Source organism: Halobaculum sp. MBLA0143 (assembly GCF_041361465.1).
In the GTDB taxonomy this organism is placed as follows: domain Archaea; phylum Halobacteriota; class Halobacteria; order Halobacteriales; family Haloferacaceae; genus JAHENP01.
Window position 1 is genome coordinate 1,290,161 of record NZ_JBGKAC010000001.1, and the last position, 26,497, is coordinate 1,316,657.

Sequence of the window (26,497 nt, forward strand, 5' to 3'; positions counted from 1 at the left end):
CGGTTCTGACAGCCGACTTCAGTCCGCCGTCCCCTCCTCGTACTCCCCGCGAGCGCGCTCGAACATCTCTAACGCCTCCTCGCGCATCTCGGAGTGGTCGACCACGGGATCGGGGTACTCCGGCGCCACCTCGCGGCGCCGGCCGACGGACAGTTCGTGCCAGGAGTGAACGTCGTCGGCGGGCACGCCCTCTAGCTCCGGAACGTACTCGGCGATGTACTCCGCGTCGGGGTCGTAGCGCTCCCCCTGCGTCATCGGGTTGAAGATCCGGAAGTACGGCTGAGCGTCCGTCCCGGTGGAGGCGGCCCACTGCCAGCCGCCGTTGTCGTTGGCGGTGTCGTGATCCGCCAGCTTCTCTCGGAACCAGTCGTACCCCTCGCGCCAGTCGATCAGGAGGTCCTTCGTGAGGAAGGAGGCGACGATCATCCGGACGCGGTTGTGCATGTACGCCTCCTGGCGGAGCTGTCGCATCCCCGCGTCGACGATGGGGTAGCCCGTGAGGCCGTCCTTCCAGGCCTGGAGATCCTGCTGTGCCCGCGATCCGGTGCGCCAGCCGATCTCCTGTTCGTACTCCTTGTAGTTGTCCGAGACGACGTGCGGGTGCGCCCACAGCACCTGGGTGTAGAACTCCCGCCAGGCCAACTGTGACTGGAACTCCTCGACGGAGTCGGCGTCGTCGCCGGCGACCTGGGCTCTCGCCTCGGCGGTCTTCTCGTACACCTCCCGCACGCCGATGGTGCCCCACTTCAGATCCGTCGACAGCCGCGAGGTGTTCTCGTCTGCGGGGTAGTCCCGGCGGTCTTCGTAGTCGTAGACGGCCTCGTCCAGAAAGGCGTCGAGCCGTTGGCGGGCGTACTCGGTTCCGGCGGGCTGGACGGTCGCCTCCGGCTCCGAGAAGCCCAGGTCCTCGATGGACGGGAGTGGGTCGCCGGACACGTCCGCGAGGTCGCTCGTGTCCGGCGCGGGCAGGGGGTCCTCCTTGCCGCGGTCACGCCACTTCTTCCAGAAGTACGTGAACACGGAGTAGGGGTCGCCGGCGTTAGTGGTGATCGACCCGGGCTCGTGGTGGACCAGATCCTGGTGGTCGTGACGGCCCACGTCGGCGTCGGCCAGCGCCCGTCGGACGGCGGCGTCGCGCTCGCGGGCCAGCCCGGAGTAGTCTTCGTTCCAGTGGACCGCCTCGGCGTCGTGGGCGGCCGCCAGCGCCGGCAGTTCCTCGCGTGGGTCACCCCGGACGGTCACCAGGTCCGAACCGTGGTCGCGGTACCACTCCCGGAGCGCCGACAGCGCGTCCAGCATGAACCGGACCCGCGGCGGCCCGGCGTGCTCCAAGACGGCGTCGTCGAACACGAACACGGGGACGACCGGCCCGGCCTCGGCGGCGGCCGCCAGTCCGCGATTGTCTGCCGCACGGAGATCCCGGCGGTGCCAGAACAGTCGCATACCGCTACCACGGACGGAAAGCCCCTCAAACTGTCGACGGGCCGCGACCGCGACCACGACGCACTACGACCCCTCGACCACTCCCGTGTGACGGACGTTTTCGGTGCGCCTAAACTTCGAAACTCTCTTGAGTTTTAGGCCTGCCTAAACCAGACGTGCAACGAGACAGACGGCGGTTCCTGATCGGTGCCGGTGCGGGACTGACTGCGGCGCTGGCGGGCTGTAACACACAGAGCGAGGAGGAGACGACGGCGACGGAGTCCGCGGCGGACGGCGAGTCGACGGGGACGGACGCGGCGACGGACGGCGCGGCGGCCACGAGCGTCGGCGCGGCGACGGCGGTCGCCGCCGAGTGGACGGCGATGCGGGCTCGGCTGTTCGACGCCGTCGCGCTGGCGGCGGCCGGCCGGCCGGCCGCCGGCGCCGCCGTCACCCAGTCCGTGTTCGCTCGCTTCGAGAACGCGAGCGGGGAGTGGGGCGCCCACGAGCAGTTAGAACATACGAACGCCGACAACTACGAGACGTTCGAGGCGAATCTCTCCAGGCTGTCGGAGGCGTTGTCGGCGGGCGAGGTCGCCGAGGCCCGCGAGGCGGCCGTCGCCGCGAGCGACAACCTCCGCGCGGCGGCGTTAGGTCGGACGGACCAACCGACCGCTCACGCCCTCGAACTCCAACTGCTGGGCACCCACGTCCGCAACGCCGGACTGCTGGCGGCCGCCGGTCACACGGACGGCGCCGTCGCGGTCGGGCAGGCGACGCTGACGGCGTTCGAGCAGGCCGCGGTCCACGACGCCGTCGAGGAGACCGCACCGGAGGCGTACGAGACGTTCGAGGGTGAGCTGAAGGCGACCGTCGCGGCCGCCGAGGCCGGCGACGGCGCGGCCGCCCACGAGGCGAGCGAGGCGTCGCTGTCGGCGGCGGTCGAGGGGTCGTACGCGCTGGCGGACGCCCAGACGGCCGGCGCCGGCGAACTCGCGGTCGCACAGGCCCGGGCGTTCGACGCGACGGCGGTGTCGAGCCTCGGCGGCCCCGGCGTCGGACTCGCACACGCGACGACGCTGACGAGCTACCGGGCGCAGGCCTACGACGCCGTCCGGCTGGCCGACGCCGGCGAGACCGATGCTGCCTCCGCGCTGTTGCGCGAGGTGTTCGCGGACTTCGAGGGCGCGACCGCTCACGACCCGTTCGAGGAGGCGGACGCGGAGTCGTACGAGGCGTTCGAGCGCGGGCTGTCGGCGCTCCGGTCGGCCGTCGAGAACGGCGAGGCGACGGCCGAGCCCCTGGCGACCGTCGACGAGAGTCTGCTCGCGGGCGTCACCGCGCTCGGGGGCCAGCAGGCGACGACGCTGGAGGCCGCCTTCTTCCGGGCTCGTTTCTCTGACGCCCGGCAGGCGTACGCGACCGGCGACGGCGAGACGGCCGCGGCGCTGGCAGAGTCGTTGTTCGAGCGGTTCGAGCAGAACGAGGCGGGAGTCCACGAGGCCTTAGAGGAGACCAGCGCGGAGCTGTACGAGTCGTTCGAGGACGAACACCTCTCCGGGCTGATCGAGGCGTTCCGCGCGGGCGACGACGAGGCCGTGGCGACCCACTACGACGGCGTCCAGTCGGCGTTGTTCGAGTTCCAGACGCAGTTCGCCGGCACGGCGGCCGTTTCGGCCGCGGGGGCGGCGTACATGGACGCTCGCGTCTTCGACGGCGTCGCCGCCGCGCACGTCGGCGACGGCGAGCGGGGCGCGAGTCTCGTCGGCTCCGCGTTCGAGTACTTCGAGTCCGGCGCCGGCGGCTTCCACGAGGCGTTAGAGGAGGCGGACGCGGAGACGTACGAGACGTTCGAGTCGGAGTTGGGCGCCGTCCGGTCGGCGATCGAGTCCGACGGCGACGCCACCGCCGCGGGGCTGGCGTTCCACGACCGGGCGGTCGCCGCGGCGACGGCGGTCGTCGGCGCCGGCACGGGCGGCTCCCTCGACGGACTCCCGGGGACGGCCGCGCAGGCGACGTTCCAGGCGTTCGAGGCGGCTCGCGTCCACGAGACGTTGGAGGAGGCGGACGGTGAGACGTACGAGTCGTTCGAGGCCGCGCTCGGCGAGTTCGTCGGCGCCGTGCAGGACGGCGGCGACGCCGCGGGCGCCGTCTCGACGTTCGCCGATCACGCCGCCCGCGCGCAGTTCGCGGTCGTCGGCGGGCTGGGGAAGGCACCGGCCGTCGCCGGCGCGTCGATGGACTCCGGAGAGTCCGACGAATCGGAGGCGTCTGGCGACACGGAGTACGAGGGCGGCCCGAACGTCGTGAGTGCCGACGAGGTGCCGGAGGACGCGACCGTCGTCGACCTACAGGCGGTCGCGTTCACACCGGAGACGGTCACCGTCTCGGCGGGCGATACGATCGCGTTCGTCCACGCCGGGGGCGAGGCGCACAACGTCGTCGCCTACGCCGACCAGACTCCCGAGGGCGCGCCGGAGTGGAACTCCGCGGGCGCCGACTCGGAGTCGGCCGCCGTCGAGGCCTGGGAGGAGGGACGGGGAGCCGTCGTCTCCGGACGGGCGTACGTCCGGACGTTCGAGACCGTCGGCGAACACGGCTACTACTGCACCCCTCACGAGATGGCCGGCATGGTCGGGACGGTGATCGTCGAGGAGTGAGGCGACGCGAGCGGCGGACTCCCGCCGCGTCGGACTCGACAGTGGGGTCCCGTCGTCCCCCCCACCCGGGATGGGCATCCCCGGTCTGACGACGGGAAGCTTCTTGCTCGCTGGCGTCCGAGCCGGTGGCGTGACAGACGCCACGCCACCGGAGCGACGCACTCGCGCGGCCCAGGAGCGACTGCGCGCTCACGGCGACGACGCGGCCGTGTTGTTCCCCAGCCACAACCTCACCTACGCGACCGGGTTCAGCGAGGAGCCGGGCGAGCGGCACCTCCTGGCGTTCCTCCCGGCCGACGGCGACCCCGTGTTCCTCGTGCCGGAGCTGTACGACAGTCAGGTTCGGCGGGCGACGTGGATCGACGACGTTCGCACCTGGAGCGACGACGGCGACCCCGCCGCGCGGATCGCGGACCTGGTCGCGGAACTGGACCTGGACGGCGGCCACGTCCTCGTCGACGACACGATGCACGCCCGATTCACCCAGGATCTCCGGACGGCGGCGCCCGACGCCACCTTCGGACTGGCCTCGGAGGTGTTCGCCCCGCTCCGGGTCCGGAAGGACGACGCCGAACTGGCCGCGCTCCGGCGGGCGGCCGAGGCGGCCGACGCCGTCGTCCGTGACCTCCGCGAGCGCGGGTCGGAGTTGGTCGGGGAGACGGAGCGGGCCGTCGCGGGACTGATCGAGGACCGACTCGCCGCTCACGGCGGTGACGGCGTCTCCTTCGGGCCCACCGTCGGCGCCGGCCCGAACGGCGCGATGCCACACCACACATACGGCGACCGCGAGATCCAGGCGGGCGAGCCGGTCGTGTTGGACTTCGGCACCCGGATCGACGGCTACCCTTCCGACCAGACCCGGACGCTCGTCTTCGGCGACGAGCCGAGCGACCGCGTCCGCGAGGTTCACGACCTCGTCTGTCGCGCCCAGCAGGCCGCCGTCGACGCCGTCGCGCCCGGGGTGACGGCCGGCGAGGTCGACGCCGCCGCCCGCGACCCCATCGAAGCCGCGGGCTACGGCGACCAGTTCGTCCACCGCACGGGCCACGGCGTCGGCTTGGCCGTCCACGAGGAGCCGTACATCGTCGCCGACAGTGACTGCGAACTGGAGCCGGGAATGGTGTTCAGCGTCGAGCCTGGGGTGTACCTCGACGACGAGTTCGGCGTCCGGATCGAGGACTTGGTGGTAGTGACCGAAGAGGGGTGTGAGCGGCTGAACGAGACTGTGCGGGGACTTGGAGTGAACTAACCGTCCGTGTCGGGTGCCCGTCAGGCTCCGCGTTCACCTGTTCTCCAGAGAATTTTACGGGCAGACCTCTATCTACGGTTTCGCGTGTGACGTGTTAGCGACCGCCTTATCAACCTTTAAGCGATTCCCGTTCCACTGTGAGAGTGGAGGTAATCACGAATGACTGACTACGAACTCGACCCACTCCCGTACGACTACGACGCACTGGAACCGCACATCTCCGAGCAGGTGCTGACGTGGCATCACGACACCCACCACCAAGGCTACGTCAACGGCTGGAACAGCGCCGACGAGACGCTGGCCGCGAACCGCGAGGAACACGACTTCTCCGGCTCGGCCGGCGCCATCCGTGACGTCACCCACAACTCCTCGGGCCACATCCTCCACGACCTCTTCTGGCAGAACATGTCGCCGGAGGGCGGCGACGCGCCGGACGGGGAGCTCGCCGACCGCATCGAGGAGGACTTCGGCTCGTACGAGGCCTGGGAGGGTGAGTTCCGTGCTGCCGCCAGCGACGCCTCCGGCTGGGCGCTCTTGGTGTACGACACCTTCTCCAACCAACTCCGGAACGTGGTCGTCGACAACCACGACGAGGGTGCGGTCTGGGGTGGACACCCGGTCCTCGCGCTCGACGTCTGGGAGCACTCCTACTACTACGACTACGGCCCGGACCGCGGCGACTTCGTGGACAACTTCTTCGAGGTCGTCGACTGGGAGGAGCCGAGCGCTCGGTTCGAGCAGGCCGTCGAGCTGTTCGAGTAAGCCGACTCGGTCGCTCGCTTTCCGCTTTCTTTCGACGCCGCTCGAGTAGCCCCCGGCTTCGCCGTCGCCGGTAGCTTCAGGCCGTTCGCGGCCGAGGCTCCGACGATGCTCCCCGACAGCGTCCACGACCTCACCGTGACCGGGCGACAAAGTGACCGCGAACTGACGATCCACCCCGTCGCCGTCGACACGCCGACCGGGCTCGTACTCGTCGACACCGCACTCCCGGGGCAGACTGACGAGCTGGCAGACGCGCTGGCGGCCGTCGGCCGCGGCTTCGACGACGTCGCTGGCGTGTTCCTCACCCACCAAGACGGCGACCACGCCGGCTGTCTGGCCGACGTGCGCGAACGGGTGACAGCGGCTCGTGGAACCGAGCCGACCGTGTACGCCCACGTCGCCGACGCGCCGTACGTCGACGGCCGGGCGGAGCCGATCAAGTCCGACGGGGATCGGTACCCTCCGGCGGCGGTCGACGTGGAGGTGGTCGACGGCGTCGTCTTCCGGACGGACGCCGGGCCGATGCGGGTGATCGAGACGCCGGGTCACACTCCCGGACACGTCTCGCTGTACCTCCCGGACGAACACCTGCTGCTGGCGGGTGACGCGCTCACCACGGACGACGACGGACTCGCCGGACCGGCAGAGGCGTTCACGCCCGAGACGGAGACGGCCGCCGAGTCGGTCGCGGCGCTGTCGGAGCTGACGTTCGACACGGTCCACTGTTTCCACGGCGGCAGCGTCGCCGCGACAGCGGTCGACGCGGCCGACGTCGCCGACGAGCTCCAGTAGCTACTCGCCGTCGACGGTCACCGACTCGTCGGCGACGCAGTCGTACAGCGTCCGGGTCAGCTCGGGGAACGAGACGGCCACCTCCGGATCGAAGCTGGCCATCAGCCCGACCGGTCGGTCACCGTCGCCGAGGAACGTGCGGTACAACAGGAACTCGCCGAACCCCCGGATCGTGAACTCGTAGTCCGTGTAGTGGAGCGACTCCCAGGTGTTCCGGGTGACGTAGCCGTACCGCTCGTTGTCGATGTACTGCTCCACGTTCAGGTCCGTCACCCGGTCGCGCACGTCCGGGCGGAGGTACAACGACTCGTGGCCGGTCTCGTCGAACAGCCAGGCGTCCCGGAGGCCGTCGCCGCCGGCGTCCCGTAGTGCCGACACGAGGTCGTCTTTCACACCACTCATGGCAACTGTTGTCGTATTCCGAACTCATGAATCCACCGTCTCGTGGGTTGGGATCGCACGACTCCGCCGCCACGACCCACCCCACGACCCCGCCCGCGTCTGCCGTCAGTACCGTGTGAGCCTGCGGCTGCGGCTCTGCTGGCGCGTGACCGTGTCGTACTTGTGGGCGGGGCGCTCACGGCCGGGCGTGCCACGTCCGAAATCCGAGTTCGACGACCTGTACCCCTGTGACTTCTACACCCCGACGGAGCTGTTGGAGTCGGGTCAGATGTACACCGTCTACGAGATCGCCCGGCTGCTCCAGGATCTGGAGGCGGACGCGGAGCTAGAGCCCGGCGAGGAGGAGATCCTGCTGGACTGGGCGATCCCGTGGCTGCTGTCTCACGGCGACGACCTGGTGATCGCAGAGCCGCCGACGGACGCCGACCCGGGCTTCTACGGGCTGCGGGAGGACGGCGACCTCCCGGGCGAGTCGTGAGGCTACTCGTCGCCGGCGGCGACCGCGTCGACGCCGGGAAGACCACGTTCGCCGTCGGGCTCGCGGCCCGGCTGGACGACCCGTTGGCGGTCAAGCCCCGCGCCGGCAACGACCTGTGGTTCGACCACGACGACGCCGTCCGGGCGCTGTCGGCGGGTCGACTGTACGGTAAAGACGCCGCCCGGCTCGCGGCGGCGACGGACGCCGACGGCCCGGAGGCGATCAACGCCGTCCACCGGCTGTGGCGGCCCACGCCCGGTCGGACCGGGATGCTCGGCGAGACCGACCGGACGTTCCTGGCCGACCGCGTCGCCACCGGCGACGGCGACCGGGTCGTCGTCAACGACCGTGTCGATCTCCCGGGGGCCGTCCGCGACCTCGCCGACGACCCCGTCCGGGTCGACGACGTCGCCGCGTTCAACGACGCGATGGCCGACTGGCACCTGGACGCGCTCTCGCGGCTGGGCGAACGAGTCCGAACGGCCGACCGCCCCGTGATCGTGGAGTCGTACGCCGACGTGGCCGACCCGTTGCGGGCGCCGACGTACGACGCCGTCGCCGTCGTAGAGCCCGGTCGGTGTCGGGTGTACGACGGCCGTCGGTGGGAGATCGCCCGCGAGGCCGCCGGTGATCGCGCCGACGGTCGGTTGGAACAACGCGTCGCAGGCGTCACCGACGGGCTCGAACCCCTGTCGACACACGACCTCCGGCCGTTGTCGTCCGAGGCCCGCACGAACCCCGCAGCCGTCGCGGACGCCAACCACGACGCCTACGACGGACTGTTGGCGGCCGTCTGAGTCGCTGCCCGACTACCGCCGGAACGACAACTCGCTGCTCGGCTACCGTCGGAACGACAACTCGCTGCTCGGCTACCGTCGGAACGACAACTCGCTGCTCGGCTACCGTCGGAACGACAACTCGCTGCTCGGCTACCGCCGGAACGACAGCCTGCCGCCCGTCACAGCTTCGCCGCACGCACCGACAGCTCCAGACTCGCGCCGGGCTCCGTCTCGATGGGTGGGCCGTGCCCCGTGTACACCGCCGTCAGATCGTCGCCGACCCACTCCCGCAGTCGTTGGATACTGTCGATCAGCGTCTCCCGGTCACCCTCCGGGAGGTCCGTCCGGCCGAAGGCGCCGTCCGCGAACACCAGGTCGCCGGCGAACAACACGCCGCTGTCGCGGTCGAACAGACACAGGTGGTCGTCCTTGTGGCCGGGCGTGTGCAGCGTCTCGAACGTCGCGGTCCCGGCTTCGACGGTGTCGCCGTCCGGCAGTTCCGCGTCCACCGCGTCGTGGCTCGGGTCGAACCCGACCGTCTCGACGCCGAACGCCTCCCGTAGTTCCGGCAGCGTGCCGACGTGGTCCGGGTGAGTGTGGGTGAGCACGACCCCGTCCAGGTCGTCGACGTGCTCGCGGACGGCCGCGACGGCGTCGTAGTTGGCTCCACAGTCGACGAGGACCCGACGGCCCGTCTCCCCGTCTGCCGTCTCTCGCGCGCGTCCACCCGGCTCGCCAGTCACCAGGAAGGCGTTGCTCGTCATCCCCGCTGCGTCCGTCGCCAAGTTCGTGATCACGGCCTCGCTTCACGGGCGAAGAACTTCCCCGTTCCGTCGTCGGTCTCTCCTCGTCGTCGGACGGCAGATTAACCCTCCTGGGCTCCAACGTTCGGCCATGTCACTGGACGTTCCGCTTCCGGAGCCGCCGTCGCTCGACACCGTCGACCCCAGCGAGTACGAGGACGCCGACGTGGGCGGCGACGAGTACCACCGCGAAGACCTGGAGGAGTCTCTCCGAGAGGGCGCCTGGGAGACGGCGTTCGAGGACTGGGCCGCCGAGACCTCCCTGTCTGCCGACGAGTGGGCGGTCGTGACGGACCTGGAGCTCGTGTCCCACTTCGACTTCTTCTGGGACGACTTCGCCGACCGGGTGGGCTACCACGCCCCCGGGCTGCCGGAAGACTGGCAGGAGCGCGATCTCCACCCGGAGCTGGAGTCGTGGGCCACCGTCTCCGGGATCAACGCCGGGCTGACGGAACTGGGCCAGCGGGTCTGTGAGGTGTTGAAAGAGGAGTACGTCGACTGGGAGTCGGAGTTCGAGGCGCCGGACGACCTGCCGGACCTGTAGCCCGCGGCGCAGACGCGGGGCTGGTGCGTGGTCGTCGCGCTTCGACGGAGCGAAGTGGCTCCCGCCGTTCCCGTCTGTCGTGCTCGACACTGGAACCCAGGCGCCGACGTTCGAGTTGGAGGATCAGGACGGCGAGACGGTCTCGCTGTCGGAGTTCGACGGCCAGCGAGTCGTCGTCTACTTCTATCCCCGTGCCGACACGCCGGGGTGTACGCGGGAGGCACAGGCGTTCGACGAACGGCTCGCCGAGTTCGCCGACCACGACGTGGCCGTCCTCGGCGTCAGCGACGACTCGGTCCCCGACTTGGCCGACTTCGAGCAGAAACACGCACTCGGGGTGACGCTGTTGTCCGACCCGGAGGGGGCCGTCGCCTCCGCGTACGACTCCTACGGCGAACGGAAAATCGGCGACCGACGGATGGAGATCACGAGCCGCAACACGTACCTGATCGGTCCGGACGGGGAGATCGAACGGGCCTACGAGGGTGTCTCGCCGGAGGAACACCCCGAGGAGGTGCTCGCCGACGCCGCCGAACTCGCGGGCGAGGACTGACGCGGCGACCGTCACGGCGCTCGCTCGGCCGGATCGTGCGACTGCCGTCCCACTGGCCCACCTGGACCGACACCGTTTATCCGGCCGGGTGGCAACTGGCTGGCGATGACAATCGGCTTCATCGGTGGGAGCGGTATCTACGACGCGCTCCCGCTGCACGACACGCGGACCGTCTCCGTCGACACGCCGTACGGCGAGCCGTCGACGGACCTGGAGATCGGCGCGTTCGGCGACACCGGCGAGGAGGTGGTGTTCCTCCCTCGCCACGGCCCGGACCACCAGCTGTCGCCCACGCACCTCCCGTACCGGGCGAACATCTACGCGCTGGCCCAGCAGGGGGTCGACTACGTGATCGCCAGCAACGCCGTCGGCTCGCTCCAGGAGGAGCTGGCGCCGGAGACGCTCGTGATCCCGGACCAGATCTACGACGAGACGAAACACCGGGAGCTGTCCTTCTACGGCGACGGCGTCGTCGTCCACCAGTCGTTCGCGGAGCCGTACTCCCCAGAGCTGGCGGCCCACCTCGCGGAGTCGGCCCGCGAGGCGACGGACACCGAGGTGGTGGAGGACGGCACCTACGTCTGTATCGAGGGGCCACAGTACGCCACGCAGGCGGAGTCGGAGTTCTACCACGACCAGGGCTGGGAGCTGATCGGGATGACGACGATCCCGGAGGCGAAGCTGGCCCGCGAGGCCGAGATGGCGTACGCGACGATCGCCGGCGTGACGGACTACGACGTCTGGCGCGGCAAGATGGACGACCGGCTGGGCGAGGTGCTGGAGCACGCGAAACACAACGAACGCGCGATCAAAGCGACCGTCGAGCACGCGATTCGACACTTCCCCGAGGACGTGGAGCCGGACGCACACACGGCGCTGGAGGGGACGATCAACACCCCCGCGGAGGCGATTCCGGCGGAGACCCGCGACCGGGTCGATCCGTTGCTCGGGGAGTACCTCGACGACTGACCCGGACTACCGCTCTCGGCTGTACAGCACCGCCACGACGGCCACGAACAGGATCTGTGCGGTCTTGTCGACGAGCCCGAACGTCGAGAAGTTCGGCGCGTTGACGAGGTACCACAGCACGATCTGACCGAGCGTGAACGGAATCCCGAGGAGGTACAGCTGTGTCCGGCGGTAGTTCGCCAGCACCGCGGCCCCGCCGACGAGGAAGCCGACCCCGGCGACGACGAATCCGATCCCGAGTCCGCCGGGCAACAGCCCGGGGGCGAACGCGAGGTGGAGTAGTCCCGAGATCGCCGCCAGGAGGACGCCGGCCCAGTGGAGTGGTGTCACCGTGTCGAGCGCGAGAAAGCCGCTGTCGTCGACTGTCGCCATACGTCTACAAGGGGCCACACCGACTTATGTGGTGTGGCGGCGGCGAGCCGCGTCCGGCAGCGTCTCCCGGACGACCGCCCGGAACCGGTCGTGGAACCGTTCGTGCCGGAAGCGGTCGCGCGCCCGTCGCGGTCGGTCACCCCGCTCGACAGCCGCTGCCAACAGAGTCGCCCCCTCCGCCGGCGAGCCGTACAGTCGGTCCGGGTCGCCGTCCAACACGTCACGCTGACCGCCGGAGTCGGGCGCGAACGCCACCATCCCTGCGGCGACGTACTCCGCGACGGCCATCCCGAAGTGTTCGCCCGGCTTGGCAGACAGGCCGTACTTGTTCGACGTGAGTAGTCGTTCCAACTCCGCCCGAGAGGCGTCGCGGTGGAGCCGGGCGTGCGGCCGCTCGGCGACCGCCGCCGCCACTCGCTCGGCGTACTCTCGGTACGCCGGCGCCGCCGTCCCGACGACGTGGACGGACAGGTCCGCGCCGCGCTCGCGGGCTCTGTCGACGAGCTCCAACGCCGCGAGCGTCCGTTTGTCCGGCGCGAGCCGACCGAGGATCACGACGCCGTCCTCGCGGTCCGGCCACTCCGCGGCGCCCTCGATAGGGTCGACCGGGGGGTGGAGCACGGACGGCGTCCGACCGTAGCGACGCTCGACGGCCGCAGCCGTGTACGAGGAGTTGGCGAGCAGCCGTGCGTCGTCCGGCAGCCCGTCGGAGACGGCCAGCCGGCTCCAGAGTCGGTTCCCGAGCCCCCCCTCGTCGTCTGCGGCCGCCCGAAACTGCGGGTAGTGGACGTACTGGACGGACGGCCCCGGGACGTCGAACTCGTTTGCGGTGCTGACGACCAGGTCGAACTCCCCGCGCCGACGGGCGAGGAGTCGGTCCAACAGGGCACTCCGGGCGGGCAGTTGCGGGCCGACACGTGGCGCGGCGGCGGCGAGCACCCGCCCGAGCGCCCGGCCCGCGGGCGGTGTCACGACGTCGACGCCGGCCGCGTCCGTGTCGAACAACGCGTCCAGCTCCGACAACGGCGGGTGTGACAGCGTGACGAGCGTCACGTCGTGGTTGCGAGCCAGCGCCTCACAGGCGTGGAGACAGACGGCGTCGGCGCCGCCACGGAGGTCGAGTGTGTTGTGAACGACAGCGACACGAGCCACTGAGGTGTGGATGGGTCCCGGCCGGTTTCAATCCGACGACCGCGTAGTCCGGCGGTTCCCGTCTCTCCGACTTCAATCCGACGACCGCGCAGTCCAGCGGTTCCTCTCCCCCCGGCTTCTTGTTCGTCCGGCCCGTAACTCGTTCGTGAACTGTCTGTTCGTCGGCGCGGGCGCGGCCGCCGAGGCGTACGCCACCGGGCTCTCGGCCACTCGCCTGTCTCTCTCGGCCGTCTGTGATCTCGACGCCGACCGCGCCGAGCGGCTGGCAGCCGAGACGGACGCCGCCGCGTACACCGACGTGGACACGATGCTGGCCGCGGAGTCGGCGCCGTTGGTCGTCGTGTTGACGAGCCACGCCGCCCACGCGGCCGTCACCCGGACTGCCCTCGCCGCGGACCGTCACGTCTTCTGTCAGAAGCCGTTGGCGCTGTCGCCCGACGACGCCTGGAGCCTCGTCGAGCTGGCCCGCGACCGTGGGCTGGCGCTGGGCTGTGCCCCCGTCTCCCCCCGCCACCCGGCACAGCGCCGTGTCGGCGAACTGCTGGCCGACGGCCGACTCGGCCCCGTCCGGCTGGGGTACGTCCACGCCCACGTCGGCCGGGTGACGGAGTGGCACGACAGCCCGGACTCGTTTCTCGACGTCGGCCCGTTGTACGACGGCGCCGTCTACCCGCTCACGTTGTTGACGGCGTGGTTCGGCCGCGTCGACCGGGTCCGGACGGCCGACGCGAGCGACCCCTGGCCGGACGACCGCCGGACGCCGTCGGCGCCCACTCACGTCGAGGCGACGCTGTCGTTCGCCGACGGCCCGCTCGTCCGGCTGACGACCAGTCTGTACGCCCCGCACCGCTCGCGGGAGTTCTCCAGTCTCGAACTCCACGGCGACGGCGGCTCGCTGTACCTCGGCGACTGTGGCGCCGGCACGGACGACCCGGAGACGGTCCAGTTCGGCCGCGAGGGGCGCGCGTACACCGCCGTCCCGCCGACGGCGCCGAGCCGCGAGGGTGGGTTCGCCGACGGCCCGGCGCGACTCGCCGCTCGGGTCGGCGACGGCGCCCGCCCGGTGTCGACGGCCGTCCGGGCCGCACACGTCGTCACCGTGGCCGACGCCGTCGACCGGGCCGCCACGACCGGCGACGCCGTCCCCGTGCCGGACCCGCCGACGGACGCGCCGTTCGCCCTCGACCGCCCGCCCGCCCCGTGCTACGGCGCCACCCCGCCCGCGACCCCGCCCGACGCCGGGGTCCGCCTCCCTCGTGTGGGTGTCGCGCCGCAGCCGGACGCGGGCGCCGACACGGTCGAGACCGCCGTCGACGCCGGCTGTCGGCTGTTCGTCGTCGACGGCGACACGGCCGAGACGGTCGGGGCGGCACTGTCGGGGCGCGGCGCTCCCGACCCGGCGACGGTCCACGTCGCCGCCGTCGTGGACGACCCGGACGCCGACGTGGACCGCGTCCGGTCGGCGCTCGGGCGGGCGGCCGACAGCCTCCTGTTGCGGGTCGACGCCGTCGACCCGCCCGCGCGGCCGGCGGTCTGGCGGGGGCTGACCGACCGCGCGCCGGTCGTCGGAGTCGCCGGGAGCGCCCCGGAGCTCGCGGAGACGGCCGTGGGGGTCGACAACCCGGCGCTCGTCGTCGCCGACGACACGCCGGTGACCCACTCGTCGGTGACACGGGCCCTGACCCACGTCGACGACGCGACGGCGGTGAGCGACGAGATCGACGCCGGCCGAGTGCCGGTGTCGACCGCGAGCGACCCCGAACGCGTCGTCACACACCTCGCCGCCGCCGGGGGTGTGTCGTGACTGCGACCGCGCGGCTCCCCCGGCGGCTCCGGGCGGAGGCGGCCGTCGCCGTCTCCGGCTCCGGGGTGGCGCTGGCCCTCGGCTACCTCCTGTTGACCGGGATCGGCGGGCTCGCCGAGACCTGGCTGGCGGTCGCGGCGCCGGCCGGGTTCGGCGTCGCCGTCTACCTCCGGCGGAACCTCCCGGACAACCACCCGGCCGACGGGACGGTCGCGGGGCTGCGCCGGACGCTGGGCGTCGCCAACGCCGTCACGCTCGCCCGTGGACTGGCGTACGCCGGCGCCGCCGGCTTCCTGTTCGTCCCGCGGACGACCGCCGTCGCCGCGCTGCCGGCGGTGCTGTACGGCGGCGGTGTCCTGCTGGACGCCGTCGACGGTGTCGTCGCCCGCCGTGTCGGCCAGACGACGCGTCTCGGCGAGCGGCTGGACATGGCGTACGACACGCTGGGGTTCGTCGTCGCGCCCGCAGTGGCGGTCGCCTGGGGGCGGCTGCCGGCCGTCTACCTCGCGTTGGCGGCCGCTCGCTACCTCTACCGCGCCGGACTGACGGTCGAGCGGCGGCGTGGTCGCCGGATCCGGCCGTTGCCGCCGGGGCGATTCCGCCGCCCGCTGGCGGGCTGGCAGATGCTGTTTCTGACCGTCGCGCTCTCGCCGGTCGTGCCGGCGACGACGCTGCACGCCGTCGCGCCGGTCGCGTTGGCGCCGTCGTTGCTCGTGTTCGCACGCGACTACCTGGCCGTCACCGGACGCCTCCCACGCCACGGGACCGACCCGTCGGGACGGCCGGCCGACGACTGACACCGAGGCGACAGAGGAAAGTCGGTGTGGCTCCAGGCGTGTACGAGGCGACAGACAGTGAGTGGCACACGACGCGCGCTGGTGTTCACCGGGCCGCGGTCCGTCGCGGTCCACGAGCGACCGGCACCGACGCTCGCGACCGACGAACTCCGGGTCCAGACCACCTGTTCCGGCGTCTCCGCCGGGACGGAGCTGTTGGTGTACCGCGACCAGGTTCCGGGAGAGATGTCCGTCGACGCCACGCTGCCGGCGTTCGACGGCGACCAGTTCGAGTACCCGCTGACGTACGGCTACGCCGCCGTCGGCCGAGTGACGGACACCGGAGCCGACGTGGACGACGACTGGCTCGGTCGGCGCGTGTTCGGCTTCCACCCCCACGCCGAGACGTTCTGTGCGCGCCCGGAGTCGGTCGTCCGACTGCCCGACGGGCTCTCGACGGCCGCCGCGGCGACGTTGCCGACCGTCGAGACCGCGGTGACGCTCGTGTTGGACACTGCACCGCGGCTGGGCGAACGGGTCGCCGTGTTCGGCGCCGGCGTCGTCGGACTGGCGACCGTCGCGCTGCTGTCGGCGTTCCCGTTGTCGGAGTTGGCCGTCGTGGAGCCACAGCCCGAGCGGCGCGACCGAGCGGCCGCGCTCGGCGCCGACACCACGCTCACCCCCTCCGAGGCGGGGACGCTGGCCGAGCGCCGCCGGGCCGACGAGGCGTCCGGGCTGGACGCCGCCGTCGAGATCTCCGGCAACCCCGCCGCGCTGGACGACGCCGTCGCCGCCGTCGGCTACGACGGCCGCGTGACCGTCGGCTCCTGGTACGGCGAGAAACGCGCCGACCTGAACCTGGGCGGCGACTACCACCGCAGCCGGATCGCCATCGAGTCCAGCCAGGTGTCCACCGTCGACCCCGCGCTGCGTGGTCGGTGGAGCACGGATCGCCGGCTCCAGACTGCCGTCGACCGGGCACGGGACCTCCCGTTGTCGGAGTTCGTCACCCACCGCGTCCCGTTCGCCGAGGCGCCCCGAGCGTACGAACTGTTAGACGAGCCCGACGGCGAACGACCGCTCCAGGTCCTCCTGGAGTACGAGGACTGACGAGGCCAGGTGTCGCCCGCGGGACACCGCTCGCGGCCCGTCACCCGTGGTCCGCCGCCAGCGTCCCGAGACGCCCTCGACACCGCCGCTCGCGCGGCCACGCCAGCCCGTAAGTTTCCTGTTCCCGCCGGCCGTGGTGTGAGCGTGTACCGACTCGCCGTCTCGCGGACGTTCGTCGCACAGCACTTCCTCACGGTGCCCAGCCCGCCGCCGGGCGAGGGTGAGCCACACAGCCACACTTACGAGGTGGAGGCGGAGCTTCGCGCCGCCGAACTCGGCGAGTACGGCTACGTCGTCGACATCGACGCCGTCGAGGCGACGTTGGACGACCTGGTCGCCGACTACCGAGACACGTTGCTCAACGACCGCCCGGCGTTCGACGGTAACCCCAGCGTCGAGCGGTTCGCCCGGCTGTTCGGCGACCGGCTCGTCGAGACCGTCGACGACGACACGCTGGCGGGGGTCGACGGGCTGACCGTCCGGATGTGGGAAGACGACGTGGCCCGCGTGGCCCACGACCGCGACCTGTGACGGGGACCGAGGGCCACGACCACGCCGACACGCGCTACCTCGACGCCAAGGCGACCGTCGACGACCGCGCCCTGGACCGTCGGGTCGCCGACCGGCTCCGGGAGGAACTCCCGCCGTCGCCGACGGTGTTCGACGCCGGCTGTGGCACGGGCGTCACGCTCCCCCGGCTCCGCGAGTGGGGTGTCGAGCCCGCGGGCTACCGAGGCGTCGACACCGACGCCGGCCTCGTCGCGGCCGCCCGCGAGCGTCACGCCGCCGACACCGTCTCGTTCGCCGTCGGCGACGCCGTCGCGGCCGCCCGCGAGGCCGCGGACGGCTCGTTCGACCCGGACCTCGCCGTCGCCGGCTCCTTCCTCGATCTCGTCCCGGTCGGCGAGGCCGTCGACACACTCGCGGCCGCCGTCGGTCCCGGTGGGCTCGTGTACGCCCCGTTCACGTTCGACGGGAGGACTACGTTCGCGCCGGCACACCCGGCCGACGACCTCGTCGAACGGATCTACCACGAGACCATCGACGCCCAACCCGGTCGGAACGTCCGCGCTGGCCGCGCGGCCGTCGATCACTGTCGCCGGGCGGACGGCCAACTGCTCGCCGTCGGCGCTTCCGACTGGGTCGTCCGGGCGAACGACGACGGCTACCCGAACGACGAACGTTACTTCCTCTCGTGTATCCTGGGGTTCGTCGCCGACGCGTTGTTCGTAGACGGCGGCGACGGCGAGGGCCCGACGGACAGCGCCGAGGCAGAGAGTGTCGACGCGGACCCGACCGACCGCGCCGGCGGAGCAGTTGCCGACGCGGACCCGACCGACCGCGCCGGCGGAACAGTTGCCGACGCGGACCCGACCGACCGCGCCGGCGGAACAGTTGCCGACGCGGACCCGACCGACCGCGCCGGCGGAACAGTTGCCGACGCGGACCCGACCGACCGCGCCGCCACGGCCCTGACCGACACGGACCACACGGCCGCAGACCTGCGCGACTGGCTCCAGTGTCGTCGACGGCAGGCGGAGGCGGGCGAACTGGTCTACACCGCGAGCCAGTTCGACGTGCTGTACCGGGCGTGAGCTAGTCGGCGACCGCCTCGTCGCCGACCGTCGGCGCCGTCGGGTCCTGCACCCAGAGGTCGCCGAACAGGTCGTCCTGGCGGAGCCGCACCTCGCCGCGGTGCGCCAGGAACAGCAGGGCGAGGTACGTCTGGACGGGCGAGCCGCCGGCGGTCCGCACCTCGCGGAACAACACCTCCCGGCGACCGTTGTCGTACTGCCGGGTCAGCGCCGTCCGCACTTCGCCGATCACCGTCTCGATGTCCTCCTCGTGTGTCGTCTCCGTCACGTCGCCCTCGCCCGGCTCCGGCTCCGGTCGAGAGTCCGAGCCGCCACGGTACTGGAGGGTCTGTGTCCCCGACGGCTCCGTCTCTCCCGAGGTGTCGTACTCGCGTGACTCCTTCCACCGAGAGCCTCGCTCCGCCTCCCGCAGTTCCCGCACGAGCTCGTCCAGCGTCTCCGGGGACCCACGGGTGGAACGGCGCTCCAGCCGACGGTCCATCTCCGCCTCCAGGGCGTCCACCGGGTCGAAGTCGTCGTCGTCGTCCACCGCCTCCGGCCCGGCGCCGTCCCTGAACGCCGTCTCCCACGGCTCCGGCTCCTCGGACTCCGGCTCGTCGGGCTCCAACATCGCGTCCGACTTCATCCGCAACAGGACGCTCGCGTAGAACAACGCCCGTCCGGAGGTCCGGAGGTCGCGTTCCTCCAGCTCTGCCAGGAACGCGTCCGTCACGGCCACGATGTCGGTGTCCCAGGGGTCGATCTCGCCCCGTTTCGCCAACTGGACCAACACCTCCACCGGCTCCGTCTCCTCGTCGTCTGTGGCCGACCCACTGTTCGTACCGTCGTCGCCTGTGCCACCGTCGCCCGGGTCGCTGGCTCCACTGTCGTCGCCCGAGTCGGCGCTCCTGCCGTCGCCCGGGTCGCTGGCTCCACTGTCGTCGCCCGAGTCGGCGCTCCCGTCGTCACCGTCGCCGAACAGCCCCTCGGTGTCACGGTCGCGGTCGCTGCCGTGCCCCAACGGGATGTCCGGCACGTCGTCGTCAGTCATCCGCGGACACCTCCGTGCGGTCGCTCTCGCCGTCCAGTTGGATCCCGGTGACGGCCGAGACGTTGTCCTCCTGCATCGTCACGCCGACCGCCCGCTCGGAGCGGTCCAACAACGCCGACCGGTGGGAGACGACGACGAACTGCGCCTCCTCGGCGAGCTCGTCCACGAGTTCGCCCACTCGCTCGGCGTTGGCGGCGTCCAAGAACGCGTCTACCTCGTCCAGGGCGTAGAACGGCGCCGGGTTGTGCCGTTGGATGGCGAAGATGAACGCGAGCGCCGTCAGCGACTTCTCCCCGCCGCTCATCGCGTCCAGCCGTTGGACCGGCTTGTCCGCCGGCTGCGCTTTCATCGTCAGGCCACCGTCGAACGGCTCCTCGGGGTTCTCTAGGTGGAGCTCACCCGACCCCGAGGAGAGCCGTTGGAAGATCTCCCGGAAGTGGCCGTCGATGGAGTCGAACGCCGCCCGGAACGTCTCCCGCTTCTGGTCCTCGTAGGAGGCGATCCGGTCTTCGATCCCGTCGCGCTCCTCCGCGAGCACGTCTCGGCGTTCCTCGAGCTCTGCCAGCTCCGCCTCCACCTCGTCGTACTCCTCGATCGCCAGCATGTTGACCGGCTCCATCGCCGACATCTCCTGGCTCAACCGCTCGATCTCCGACTCCACCGTGTCGTGGTCCGGGATCTCCTCTGGGTCGTAGTCGCCGACCGACGACGACAGCCGGTCGATCTCCCGTCGGAGCTCGTCTGCCGTCGCCTCTAGGTCGTCCAGCCGACTGCTCGTCTCCTCGACGGCCGACTCCGCCTCGTCGCGTTCCGACTCCGCCGTCTGGAGCCGTTCGCGCAGCGTCGACCGTTCCTCCTTCAACCCGGCCAGCTCCTCTTCCAGTTCCGCGATCTCGTCGCGTTTCGCCGTCAGCTCCGACTCTAACTCCGCGACGCGGTCTTCGAACTCCTCGATCTTCGCCTCGGCGTCGGCCTTCCGTTCCTGGGCCGCCTCCACCGTGTCGTTGAGGTCCTCGACGGCGTCTTCGGCGTACTCCCGTTCCAGTTCCAGTTCGTTGAGTTCGGCGTCCACCTCGGACATCCGACTCTCCACGTCGTCGATCTCCGCCCGGATCTCGTCGGCCCGGTCGGACAGCTGTGGGATCTCCGAGTCGGCCAACTCCGCTTCGATCTCCTCGACGCGAGCCTCCCGCTCGTCGATCTCCGTCGACAGCTCCGCGAGCTCCTCGTCTAGCTCCGTCATCTCCGCGTCGACGGACTCCCGCTCGGACTCCAGTTCCGCCTTCCGCTCGCGGAGCTCCTCGATCCGGGCGTCCGTCTCCTCGATCTCCGTCTCCGCCCGGTCGCGGTCCGCCGTCACCTCGCGGACGGTCTCTTTCGCCGCCGACACCCGTTCGCGGGCGTCCTCGATGTCCCCCTCGACCGCCTGGATCTCCTCGCGCAGCGCCTGTCGGTCGTCCTCCAGGTCGTGGATCTCCTCGGCGATCCGTTCGAGCTTCCCCTCGCCGCTCTTCGAGAAGGCGTACCGAGAGCCGCCGCCCGAGCCCCCGGTCATCGCGCCGCTCGTCTCCACGAGGTCCCCGTCCAGCGTCACCATCCGGTACTGTCCCATCAGGTCCCGGGCCGTCTCCATGTCCTCGACGACCAACGTCTTCCCCAGGACGTACGAGAACACCCCCTCGTACGTCGCGTCGTAGTCGACGAGGCTGCGGGCGAAGTCGACGACCCCCGGGTGCGACGGGAGCGACGGCAGCCTCCGTTCGTCCATCTCCGTCAGCGGGAGGAACGTAGCCTGGCCGGCGTTGCGTTGCTTCAGGTAGTCGATACAGTCACTCCCGACGCCGTCGTCGTCGACGACGACGTTCGCCAGCCGGCCGCCCGCGGCCGTCTCACACGCCGTGGCGTACTCGGAGTCGACCGCGCCCAGCTCGCCGACCGGGCCGTGGACCCCCCCGAACTCCGCGTTCGTCACCGTCGTCACCGCTCGCGGCCAGGAGCTGTCGCCCGTCTGTTCTGCCCGCGCCTCCAACTCGGCGTACTCGTTCTGTCGTTCGCGGATCTCCGACTCCAGCCCGTCTAGCTCCGACTCCAGGTCCGCCTTCTCCTCGCGGAGGTCCTCGACGAGCCCCGCGGCCGTCTCGCGGTTCTTCCGGGCGCTGTCGAGCTCCGACTCCAACTCCGACAGCCGGCGGCGGAGCTCCGGCAGCTCCGTCTCCGCGTCCGCGATCTCCGACTCCACCTCCTCGATCTCCGAGGAACGCCGCCGGGCGTCGTCGAGGAGTCGGTCCCGCTCGCGTTGTCGCTCGTGGCGCTCCTCGCGCAGTTCCTCCAGCCGTCGTTTCTCGTCTTCCAACTCCGCTTTCAGCTCGTCGTAGGCGGTGTCTGCGTTCTCGATCTCCGACTCCACCTCCGCGAGATCCGACTGCTTGGCCGCGAGGGTGGACTTCAGATCCGCCTTCCGGATCTTCGCGTCGCGGATCTCGTCGTCCAGTTCGTCGATCTCCTCGTTCTTGCGGTCGATCTGGACGAACGCCTCCCGCCGGTCCGTCTCCGCGTCGTCGCGCCGTTCCGACTGCGTCTCGATCTTCCCCTCCAAGGTGGCGATCTCGCCTTTGATCTCCTCGATCTCCGATTTGATCTCCAACTGCTCTTCTTCGCCCGTGCGCTCGATCTCGGCGTTCAGGTCGTCCAGCTCCGACTGTCGCTCCTGGACCGTCGCCGTCGCCTCGTCCAGCCGTTCGCGCCGCTCGGCCAACTCCGATCGAGCGGACTCGATCTCCGACTCCACGTCCCCGAGCTCGTCGCGGCGTTCCTCCAGCTCCGCGGCGGTGAGGTACCCCTCGTACTCCTCCTTCTCGTCGCGCAGGTCTTGGTACGCCAGCGCCTGGTCGCGCTCGTCGGAGAGCCGTTCCAGTCGCTCCGTCTTCTCGTCGATCCGGAGCTGTGCCTCCTCGATCCGGTCTTCCACGGTCTCCAACTCCTCGAAGGCGTCCTCCTTCTTGGCGTCGAACTCCGCGACGCCGGCGATCTCGTCGATCACCTCCCGGCGCTCGTGGGGAGTCATGTTGATGATCCCCGTCACGTCACCCTGCATCACGACGTTGTACCCCTCCGGCGTGACGCCCGCCTGCGCGAGCAAATCTCGTACGTCCGAGAGGTTCACCGACCGGCCGTTGAGGTAGTAGTAGGAGTAGTAGTTGTCGTCCGTCTCCTTCACCCGGCGCTTGACGGTGACTCGGTCGACGTCACCCACCTTGTCCGTCCCGGCGGCGTTGACCACCTGTGACCGGTCCAGGGTGCCGTCCTCGTTGTTCAGGATCACCTCGACGGACGCCTCACGGGGCCCGTCCGCCCGCGTTCCGTCCGCGTGACCGGGGTTGTAGATGAGGTCCGTCAGCTTCTCGGCCCTGATCCCGCGGGTGCGGGCCAGTCCCAGGGCGAACAATACGCCGTCGATGATATTCGACTTCCCGGAGCCGTTCGGGCCGGTGACGACGGTGAAGTCCTCGTAGAAGGGGATCTCCGTCTCGCGCCCGAAGCTCTTGAAGTCGTCTAAGACGAGTTTCTCGATGTGCATCTGTCACTCGTGTGTGGCTGTCGTCCGTCGCGGCGACCCCCAGTGTCGTCGACTGTTCGAACGCCCAGCCGTGTGAACGTACCGGACCGCCCGCGAGCCCGGCTCAAGCGACGATGATGTCGTCGCCGTCCTCGTCGTCCGTCGACTCCTCGCTGCCGTCCGTCGTCGACTGGTCGCGCGTGCTGCCGCGGGCCTCCGCCTGTGCGGCGTCCTGTCTCCGCTGTCCGGACTGTTGGGCCGACTGCCCGGACTGGTCCGACTGACCCGACTGTGTCTGCCGGTCGTCGCTCGCGTCCGCGTCTCGCGCTCCGACGTACTCCGTGTGCTCTTCCGGCGACTGGTTGGGGACGAACTCGACGTGTGCCTGCTCCCGCCGGTCGTCGTCGGTCGTCTCCGTCTCCGCGTCGGCGGACGCTTCGAGCTGATTGAGTCGTTCCTTCGTCTCGACGAGCTCCTCGGTCAGTCCGTCGACCGCCGCCCGCAGCTCTGTGACCTGCCGCTCCAGATTCTCCACCCTGTTTCCCATGACAGGTGTGGGACACTCTACAGGGTTAAATGTCCGTCAGACAGAGAGCCGACGGAAGCCAGCGGTGGCGGCGCTTCCCAATGGTAATGAACCTCGACAACTCTGCACGAAGTATGGAAGATCTAGTACGAGTCGCGATCGAACACGTCCGCGAGAACGAGGCGAAGTACGTTGCGATGGGCGAAGTCGGACGGCTCGAAGAGCCCGAAGAGTAGTCTCGTCGCCGGTGTCGGTTCCGGGCGTACGCTAGAACGTCGTCGAGGAACCCCGTTTCGAGTTCGCTTCGCGGTCGCTCGTCGGTCTGGAGCAGATTGTCGCGGAACTACCGCAGCCAGTGGTGGTACAGTTCGTCTCGCTCCCACAGTGTGTCGAACCGTGCGTCACAGTGGTAGCCACGGAGGAGCTTCGACCGCACCACGGCCACGTCGATCCAGTCGAACGGCCGGTCGTCCGTGGGTGTGTGGCCGTTCGCGTCGAGCACGACGTACAGTGACGCCACCGCCGTCCGGTGGTTGGCGTCCGGAGAGAAGTGGAGCCCGACGAGCCCCCGAACCCAGTGAGCACACTGTCGATACAGTGTCTCTGTACGCGGGAACTCTCGGACGAACCGGTCGAGGCGGTAGTCGGGAACGTTCCGGATTCGGCGTGCCGTGAGTTCCCGATCGCCTCTGACGTGGCCGTAGGCGTACGCGCCGTCCTCGAAGAACTCCCGGTTCAGACTCTCGAACAACTCCCGGTTCAGACTCTCGAACAACTCCGGCTCGACGGTCGAGAGATCGTCGATCCGGTGGTGTTCGTCCCGTACCACGGGTGAGATCTCGACGCACTTCGACGAGCCCGACTCCAGGCAGTCCTCGAAGGTCCCCCAAGCGTCGGTTGTCGTTCGCCAGGCGTCGGGCGCGACCGGCGCCAACACGCCGAGCCGTTCGAGATACCGACACTGCAGCCGGATCACGTTCTCTCGGTAGCGACTCTGGGCGATATCACGAAGTCGCGCCGGCCCGTCGTCGGCAAGAGACGCAACTACGTCTCGGTCGGTCAGTGTGTTCGACCGATCGTGCGAGCGCCAGGGACGCAGCTGCGACACTGGTAGCTATCGAGACTATCCTGACTAGATCCTCACGGTCACACGCGACGATCCGAAACCGACGGGGACGGCCGCGCACCACAACGGCCAAACCCCTCCCCGCGCAACCCTCGGTCGATCAACTGTGTCACAGACGGAACGGTCGGACCCGGAGCCGAGCGTGGCGCTGGGCGTCGGGCTGACGGCGGCGGTGTTCCTCGTGGTCCAGGTCGGTGCGCTGGCGCTCGTCCCGGACTTCTCTGCGGCCGGGCTCCAGGCGACGCCGGACCCCTCGGACCCGACGAACGCGCTCGTGTACGTCGGCGCCATCCTCGTCATGACGGCGCTGATGCTGGCGGCGTTCCGCTTCGGCGTGGACGCGCTGGTGAAGGCGGTGATCCTGCTCACCTCCGGGATGCTGTCGTGGTACGTGTTCGCGGTGGTGCTACCGTCGACGGCGGCGTTGGTCGCGGCTGGGCTCGTCCCGTTGCTCCTCTGGCGCTACCCGGAGTGGTACGTCTTGGACGCCACGGGGGCGGTGATCGGCGCCGCCGCGGCCGGCGTGTTCGGCATCAGCTTCGGTCTCCTGCCGGCGATTCTCCTCCTGGTGGCCCTGGCCGTCTACGACGCCATCTCCGTCTACCAGACGGAACACATGCTGGATCTCGCCTCCGGCGTCATGGACCTCAACATCCCGGTCGTGCTCGTGTTCCCGCTCACGCTGGACTACTCCGTGTTCGACGACGGAGGAGCGGCCGACGGCGGCGACGGCGAGCCCGCGGCCGACGGCGACGACCCGAAGGGAGACGCGGCGGTCGCCGACGGCTCCGGGGAGTCGGAGCCGACCGCGGAGACGACCGGCGACGACGGCGCACGGGAGGTGTTCTTCGTCGGGCTGGGTGACGCCGTCATGCCGACGGTGCTCGTCGCCTCGGCGGCGTTCTTCTCGCCGGCGTCGTCGCTGGGCGTCCCCTTCCTGCCCGGGCTCAACCTCCCGGCACTGCTGGGCATGGTCGGCACCTTCGCCGGGCTGGCCGTGCTCCTGCGGTGGGTGTTGGCCGGCCGCGCCCACGCCGGGCTACCGTTGCTCAACGGCGGCACCCTCGCGGGCTACCTGGTCGGGTCGCTGCTGTCCGGCGTCTCGCTCGTGACCGCACTCGGCCTGGGGCCGTACCTGTGAGCACGGCGACGTGGCCGCTGTCGGACCCCCGGGTCCGGGGTGCCGTCGGTACGGGGGCGTTGTTCCTGGCGGTCCAGGCGCTGGCGTTGCTCGTCACGCCCCGACTCGCCGGTCGCGGGGTCCAGTACGGCGACGGCGGCGGGACGGCGCTGATCCCGTTGGTGGCCGGGCTGGCGCTCGGGACCGTCCTCGCGCTCGGGGTGGCTCGCTGGGGCGTCTCCCCCTCGTTGCTGCGCGGGCTGACGACGCTGTCGCTGTCCGTCTCCGTCTGGTTCGTCGGGACGGCGTTCCTCGGCCCGGTCGGGGGGGTCGTCCCGGCGGCGGTCGCGGCTGTCGCCGTCGCCCGGTCGGCCAGTCTCCCCGTCCGCAACCTCGTCGCGGTCGTCGCCGTCGCGGGCGCCGCCGGCGTGTTCGGCGCCAGTCTCGGCCCGCGGTACGCCGCCGTCGCGCTCGTCGTCGTCGCCGGCTACGACGCCTACAGCGTCTACTACTCCGGCCACATGGTGGAGTTGGCCGACACGAGCGCCAGACTGGAGCTACCGACCGCGTTCGTCGTCCCGAGCGACGACGGGTTCGACGCGACGAGCGCGAGTGTCGACTCCTCGACGTCGTCGGCGGCGCCGTCCGCGACACTGCTCGGCGCCGGTGACGCGCTGTTCCCGGCGCTCCTGGCCGCGAGCACCCAGGCACACACGGCGACGATCCAGGTCGTCGGCGGCGGGCCGCCGCTCGGGCTCGCGCCGGCGACCGTCGGCGCCGTCGCCGGCGGCTTCGCGGGCTTCCTCGTGCTCCAGGTGTTCGTCCAGCGCCGTGGCGGCGTCCACGCCGGGCTGCCGCCGATTGTCGCCGGCGCGCTGCTGGGCTGGCTGCTCGCCGGTGGTGCCAGCTTCGTGTAG

25 protein-coding genes are annotated in these 26,497 nt (G+C 70.6%); 16 read left to right on the top strand and 9 right to left on the bottom strand.

Features of this window, described 5'->3' with window-relative positions; translation table 11 throughout:
* Window positions 1-18: 18 nt before the first annotated feature.
* Complete coding sequence (locus tag RYH79_RS06640; protein WP_370897441.1) at window positions 19-1,443, bottom strand: cryptochrome/photolyase family protein; 1,425 nt, start codon at window positions 1,441-1,443, stop codon at window positions 19-21.
* Between the two features lie 155 nt (window positions 1,444-1,598).
* On the opposite strand from RYH79_RS06640, the gene RYH79_RS06645 reads away from it, so the two are divergent.
* The 4 genes from RYH79_RS06645 (at window position 1,599) to RYH79_RS06660 (ending at window position 6,885) form a co-directional block, all read left to right on the top strand.
* On the top strand, window positions 1,599-4,082 hold the full coding sequence (locus RYH79_RS06645) for a DUF5059 domain-containing protein (protein ID WP_370897443.1): 2,484 nt from the start codon (window positions 1,599-1,601) through the stop codon (window positions 4,080-4,082).
* A gap of 130 nt (window positions 4,083-4,212) precedes the next feature.
* Window positions 4,213-5,331: a M24 family metallopeptidase gene (locus RYH79_RS06650; RefSeq protein ID WP_370897445.1), complete on the top strand. Its 1,119-nt coding sequence runs from the start codon at window positions 4,213-4,215 to the stop codon at window positions 5,329-5,331.
* 159 nt (window positions 5,332-5,490) lie between these two features.
* Window positions 5,491-6,093 (top strand): superoxide dismutase [Mn], encoded by a 603-nt coding sequence (gene sod / locus RYH79_RS06655; protein ID WP_370897447.1) that lies wholly within the window; start codon window positions 5,491-5,493, stop codon window positions 6,091-6,093.
* 105 nt (window positions 6,094-6,198) lie between these two features.
* Entirely contained in the window at window positions 6,199-6,885 is a 687-nt protein-coding gene (locus tag RYH79_RS06660) for an MBL fold metallo-hydrolase (RefSeq protein WP_370897449.1), read from the top strand.
* On the opposite strand, the gene RYH79_RS06665 is transcribed toward RYH79_RS06660, so the two are convergent.
* Window positions 6,886-7,287, bottom strand: coding sequence for a DUF7522 family protein (locus RYH79_RS06665; RefSeq protein ID WP_370897451.1), 402 nt, complete (start codon window positions 7,285-7,287; stop codon window positions 6,886-6,888). It lies immediately after the preceding gene.
* A gap of 187 nt (window positions 7,288-7,474) precedes the next feature.
* On the opposite strand from RYH79_RS06665, the gene RYH79_RS06670 reads away from it, so the two are divergent.
* Together RYH79_RS06670 and RYH79_RS06675 are read left to right on the top strand one after the other, a co-directional pair.
* Complete coding sequence (locus tag RYH79_RS06670; RefSeq protein ID WP_370897453.1) at window positions 7,475-7,765, top strand: DUF5827 family protein; 291 nt, start codon at window positions 7,475-7,477, stop codon at window positions 7,763-7,765.
* Window positions 7,762-8,562, top strand: a complete 801-nt coding sequence (locus RYH79_RS06675; RefSeq protein WP_370897455.1) for an ATPase — start codon at window positions 7,762-7,764, stop codon at window positions 8,560-8,562. The genes RYH79_RS06670 and RYH79_RS06675 overlap by 4 nt, the downstream gene beginning before the upstream one ends.
* 161 nt (window positions 8,563-8,723) lie before the next feature.
* On the opposite strand, the gene RYH79_RS06680 is transcribed toward RYH79_RS06675, so the two are convergent.
* Window positions 8,724-9,341, bottom strand: a complete 618-nt coding sequence (locus tag RYH79_RS06680) for an MBL fold metallo-hydrolase (RefSeq protein ID WP_370897457.1) — start codon at window positions 9,339-9,341, stop codon at window positions 8,724-8,726.
* A 97-nt stretch (window positions 9,342-9,438) separates the two neighbouring features.
* Here RYH79_RS06680 and RYH79_RS06685 point away from each other — a divergent pair, with 97 nt between their 5' ends.
* From RYH79_RS06685 to RYH79_RS06695, 3 genes are all read left to right on the top strand, one after another.
* Window positions 9,439-9,891, top strand: a complete 453-nt coding sequence (locus RYH79_RS06685; RefSeq protein ID WP_370897459.1) for a DUF7992 family protein — start codon at window positions 9,439-9,441, stop codon at window positions 9,889-9,891.
* A gap of 79 nt (window positions 9,892-9,970) precedes the next feature.
* The gene (locus RYH79_RS06690) at window positions 9,971-10,444 is read left to right on the top strand and encodes a peroxiredoxin (RefSeq protein WP_370897461.1); all 474 of its coding nucleotides are present in this window, start codon (window positions 9,971-9,973) and stop codon (window positions 10,442-10,444) included.
* 105 nt (window positions 10,445-10,549) lie between these two features.
* Complete coding sequence (locus tag RYH79_RS06695) at window positions 10,550-11,413, top strand: MTAP family purine nucleoside phosphorylase (protein WP_370897463.1); 864 nt, start codon at window positions 10,550-10,552, stop codon at window positions 11,411-11,413.
* A 6-nt stretch (window positions 11,414-11,419) separates the two neighbouring features.
* On the opposite strand, the gene RYH79_RS06700 is transcribed toward RYH79_RS06695, so the two are convergent.
* A complete protein-coding gene (locus RYH79_RS06700; RefSeq protein ID WP_370897464.1) occupies window positions 11,420-11,785 on the bottom strand; it encodes a DUF7475 family protein in 366 nt (121 codons plus the stop codon).
* Window positions 11,786-11,809: 24 nt separating this feature from the next.
* Window positions 11,810-12,937: a glycosyltransferase gene (locus RYH79_RS06705; protein WP_370897465.1), complete on the bottom strand. Its 1,128-nt coding sequence runs from the start codon at window positions 12,935-12,937 to the stop codon at window positions 11,810-11,812.
* A gap of 145 nt (window positions 12,938-13,082) precedes the next feature.
* Here RYH79_RS06705 and RYH79_RS06710 point away from each other — a divergent pair, with 145 nt between their 5' ends.
* The 5 genes from RYH79_RS06710 to RYH79_RS06730 all read left to right on the top strand — a co-directional run bounded on the left by RYH79_RS06710 (window position 13,083) and on the right by RYH79_RS06730 (window position 18,222).
* Entirely contained in the window at window positions 13,083-14,741 is a 1,659-nt protein-coding gene (locus tag RYH79_RS06710) for a Gfo/Idh/MocA family oxidoreductase (RefSeq protein ID WP_370897466.1), read from the top strand.
* Window positions 14,738-15,538, top strand: coding sequence for a CDP-alcohol phosphatidyltransferase family protein (locus tag RYH79_RS06715; RefSeq protein WP_370897468.1), 801 nt, complete (start codon window positions 14,738-14,740; stop codon window positions 15,536-15,538). Before RYH79_RS06710 ends, RYH79_RS06715 begins: the two co-directional genes overlap by 4 nt.
* Before the next feature lie 57 nt (window positions 15,539-15,595).
* Window positions 15,596-16,627 (top strand): zinc-dependent alcohol dehydrogenase, encoded by a 1,032-nt coding sequence (locus RYH79_RS06720; protein WP_370897470.1) that lies wholly within the window; start codon window positions 15,596-15,598, stop codon window positions 16,625-16,627.
* Window positions 16,628-16,771: 144 nt separating this feature from the next.
* Window positions 16,772-17,158, top strand: a complete 387-nt coding sequence (locus RYH79_RS06725) for a 6-pyruvoyl trahydropterin synthase family protein (RefSeq protein WP_370900797.1) — start codon at window positions 16,772-16,774, stop codon at window positions 17,156-17,158.
* On the top strand, window positions 17,155-18,222 hold the full coding sequence (locus tag RYH79_RS06730) for a class I SAM-dependent methyltransferase (protein WP_370897472.1): 1,068 nt from the start codon (window positions 17,155-17,157) through the stop codon (window positions 18,220-18,222). The genes RYH79_RS06725 and RYH79_RS06730 overlap by 4 nt, the downstream gene beginning before the upstream one ends.
* Before the next feature lies 1 nt (window position 18,223).
* Here the strand turns inward: RYH79_RS06730 and RYH79_RS06735 are convergent, their stop codons facing one another.
* The 4 genes from RYH79_RS06735 to RYH79_RS06750 form a co-directional block, all read right to left on the bottom strand.
* Window positions 18,224-19,252 (bottom strand): segregation/condensation protein A, encoded by a 1,029-nt coding sequence (locus RYH79_RS06735; protein ID WP_370897474.1) that lies wholly within the window; start codon window positions 19,250-19,252, stop codon window positions 18,224-18,226.
* Entirely contained in the window at window positions 19,245-22,829 is a 3,585-nt protein-coding gene (gene smc, locus RYH79_RS06740) for a chromosome segregation protein SMC (RefSeq protein ID WP_370897476.1), read from the bottom strand. The genes RYH79_RS06735 and smc overlap by 8 nt, the downstream gene beginning before the upstream one ends.
* Window positions 22,830-22,932: 103 nt before the next feature.
* Window positions 22,933-23,355 carry a DUF7518 family protein gene (locus RYH79_RS06745; RefSeq protein ID WP_370897478.1) on the bottom strand — a complete coding sequence of 141 codons (423 nt, stop codon included), beginning with the start codon at window positions 23,353-23,355 and terminating at the stop codon, window positions 22,933-22,935.
* 322 nt (window positions 23,356-23,677) lie between these two features.
* Window positions 23,678-24,310 (bottom strand): hypothetical protein, encoded by a 633-nt coding sequence (locus RYH79_RS06750; protein WP_370897480.1) that lies wholly within the window; start codon window positions 24,308-24,310, stop codon window positions 23,678-23,680.
* Window positions 24,311-24,566: 256 nt separating this feature from the next.
* On the opposite strand from RYH79_RS06750, the gene RYH79_RS06755 reads away from it, so the two are divergent.
* Window positions 24,567-25,601 carry a presenilin family intramembrane aspartyl protease PSH gene (locus tag RYH79_RS06755; RefSeq protein ID WP_370897482.1) on the top strand — a complete coding sequence of 345 codons (1,035 nt, stop codon included), beginning with the start codon at window positions 24,567-24,569 and terminating at the stop codon, window positions 25,599-25,601.
* The gene (locus tag RYH79_RS06760) at window positions 25,598-26,497 is read left to right on the top strand and encodes a presenilin family intramembrane aspartyl protease PSH (RefSeq protein WP_370897484.1); all 900 of its coding nucleotides are present in this window, start codon (window positions 25,598-25,600) and stop codon (window positions 26,495-26,497) included. Before RYH79_RS06755 ends, RYH79_RS06760 begins: the two co-directional genes overlap by 4 nt.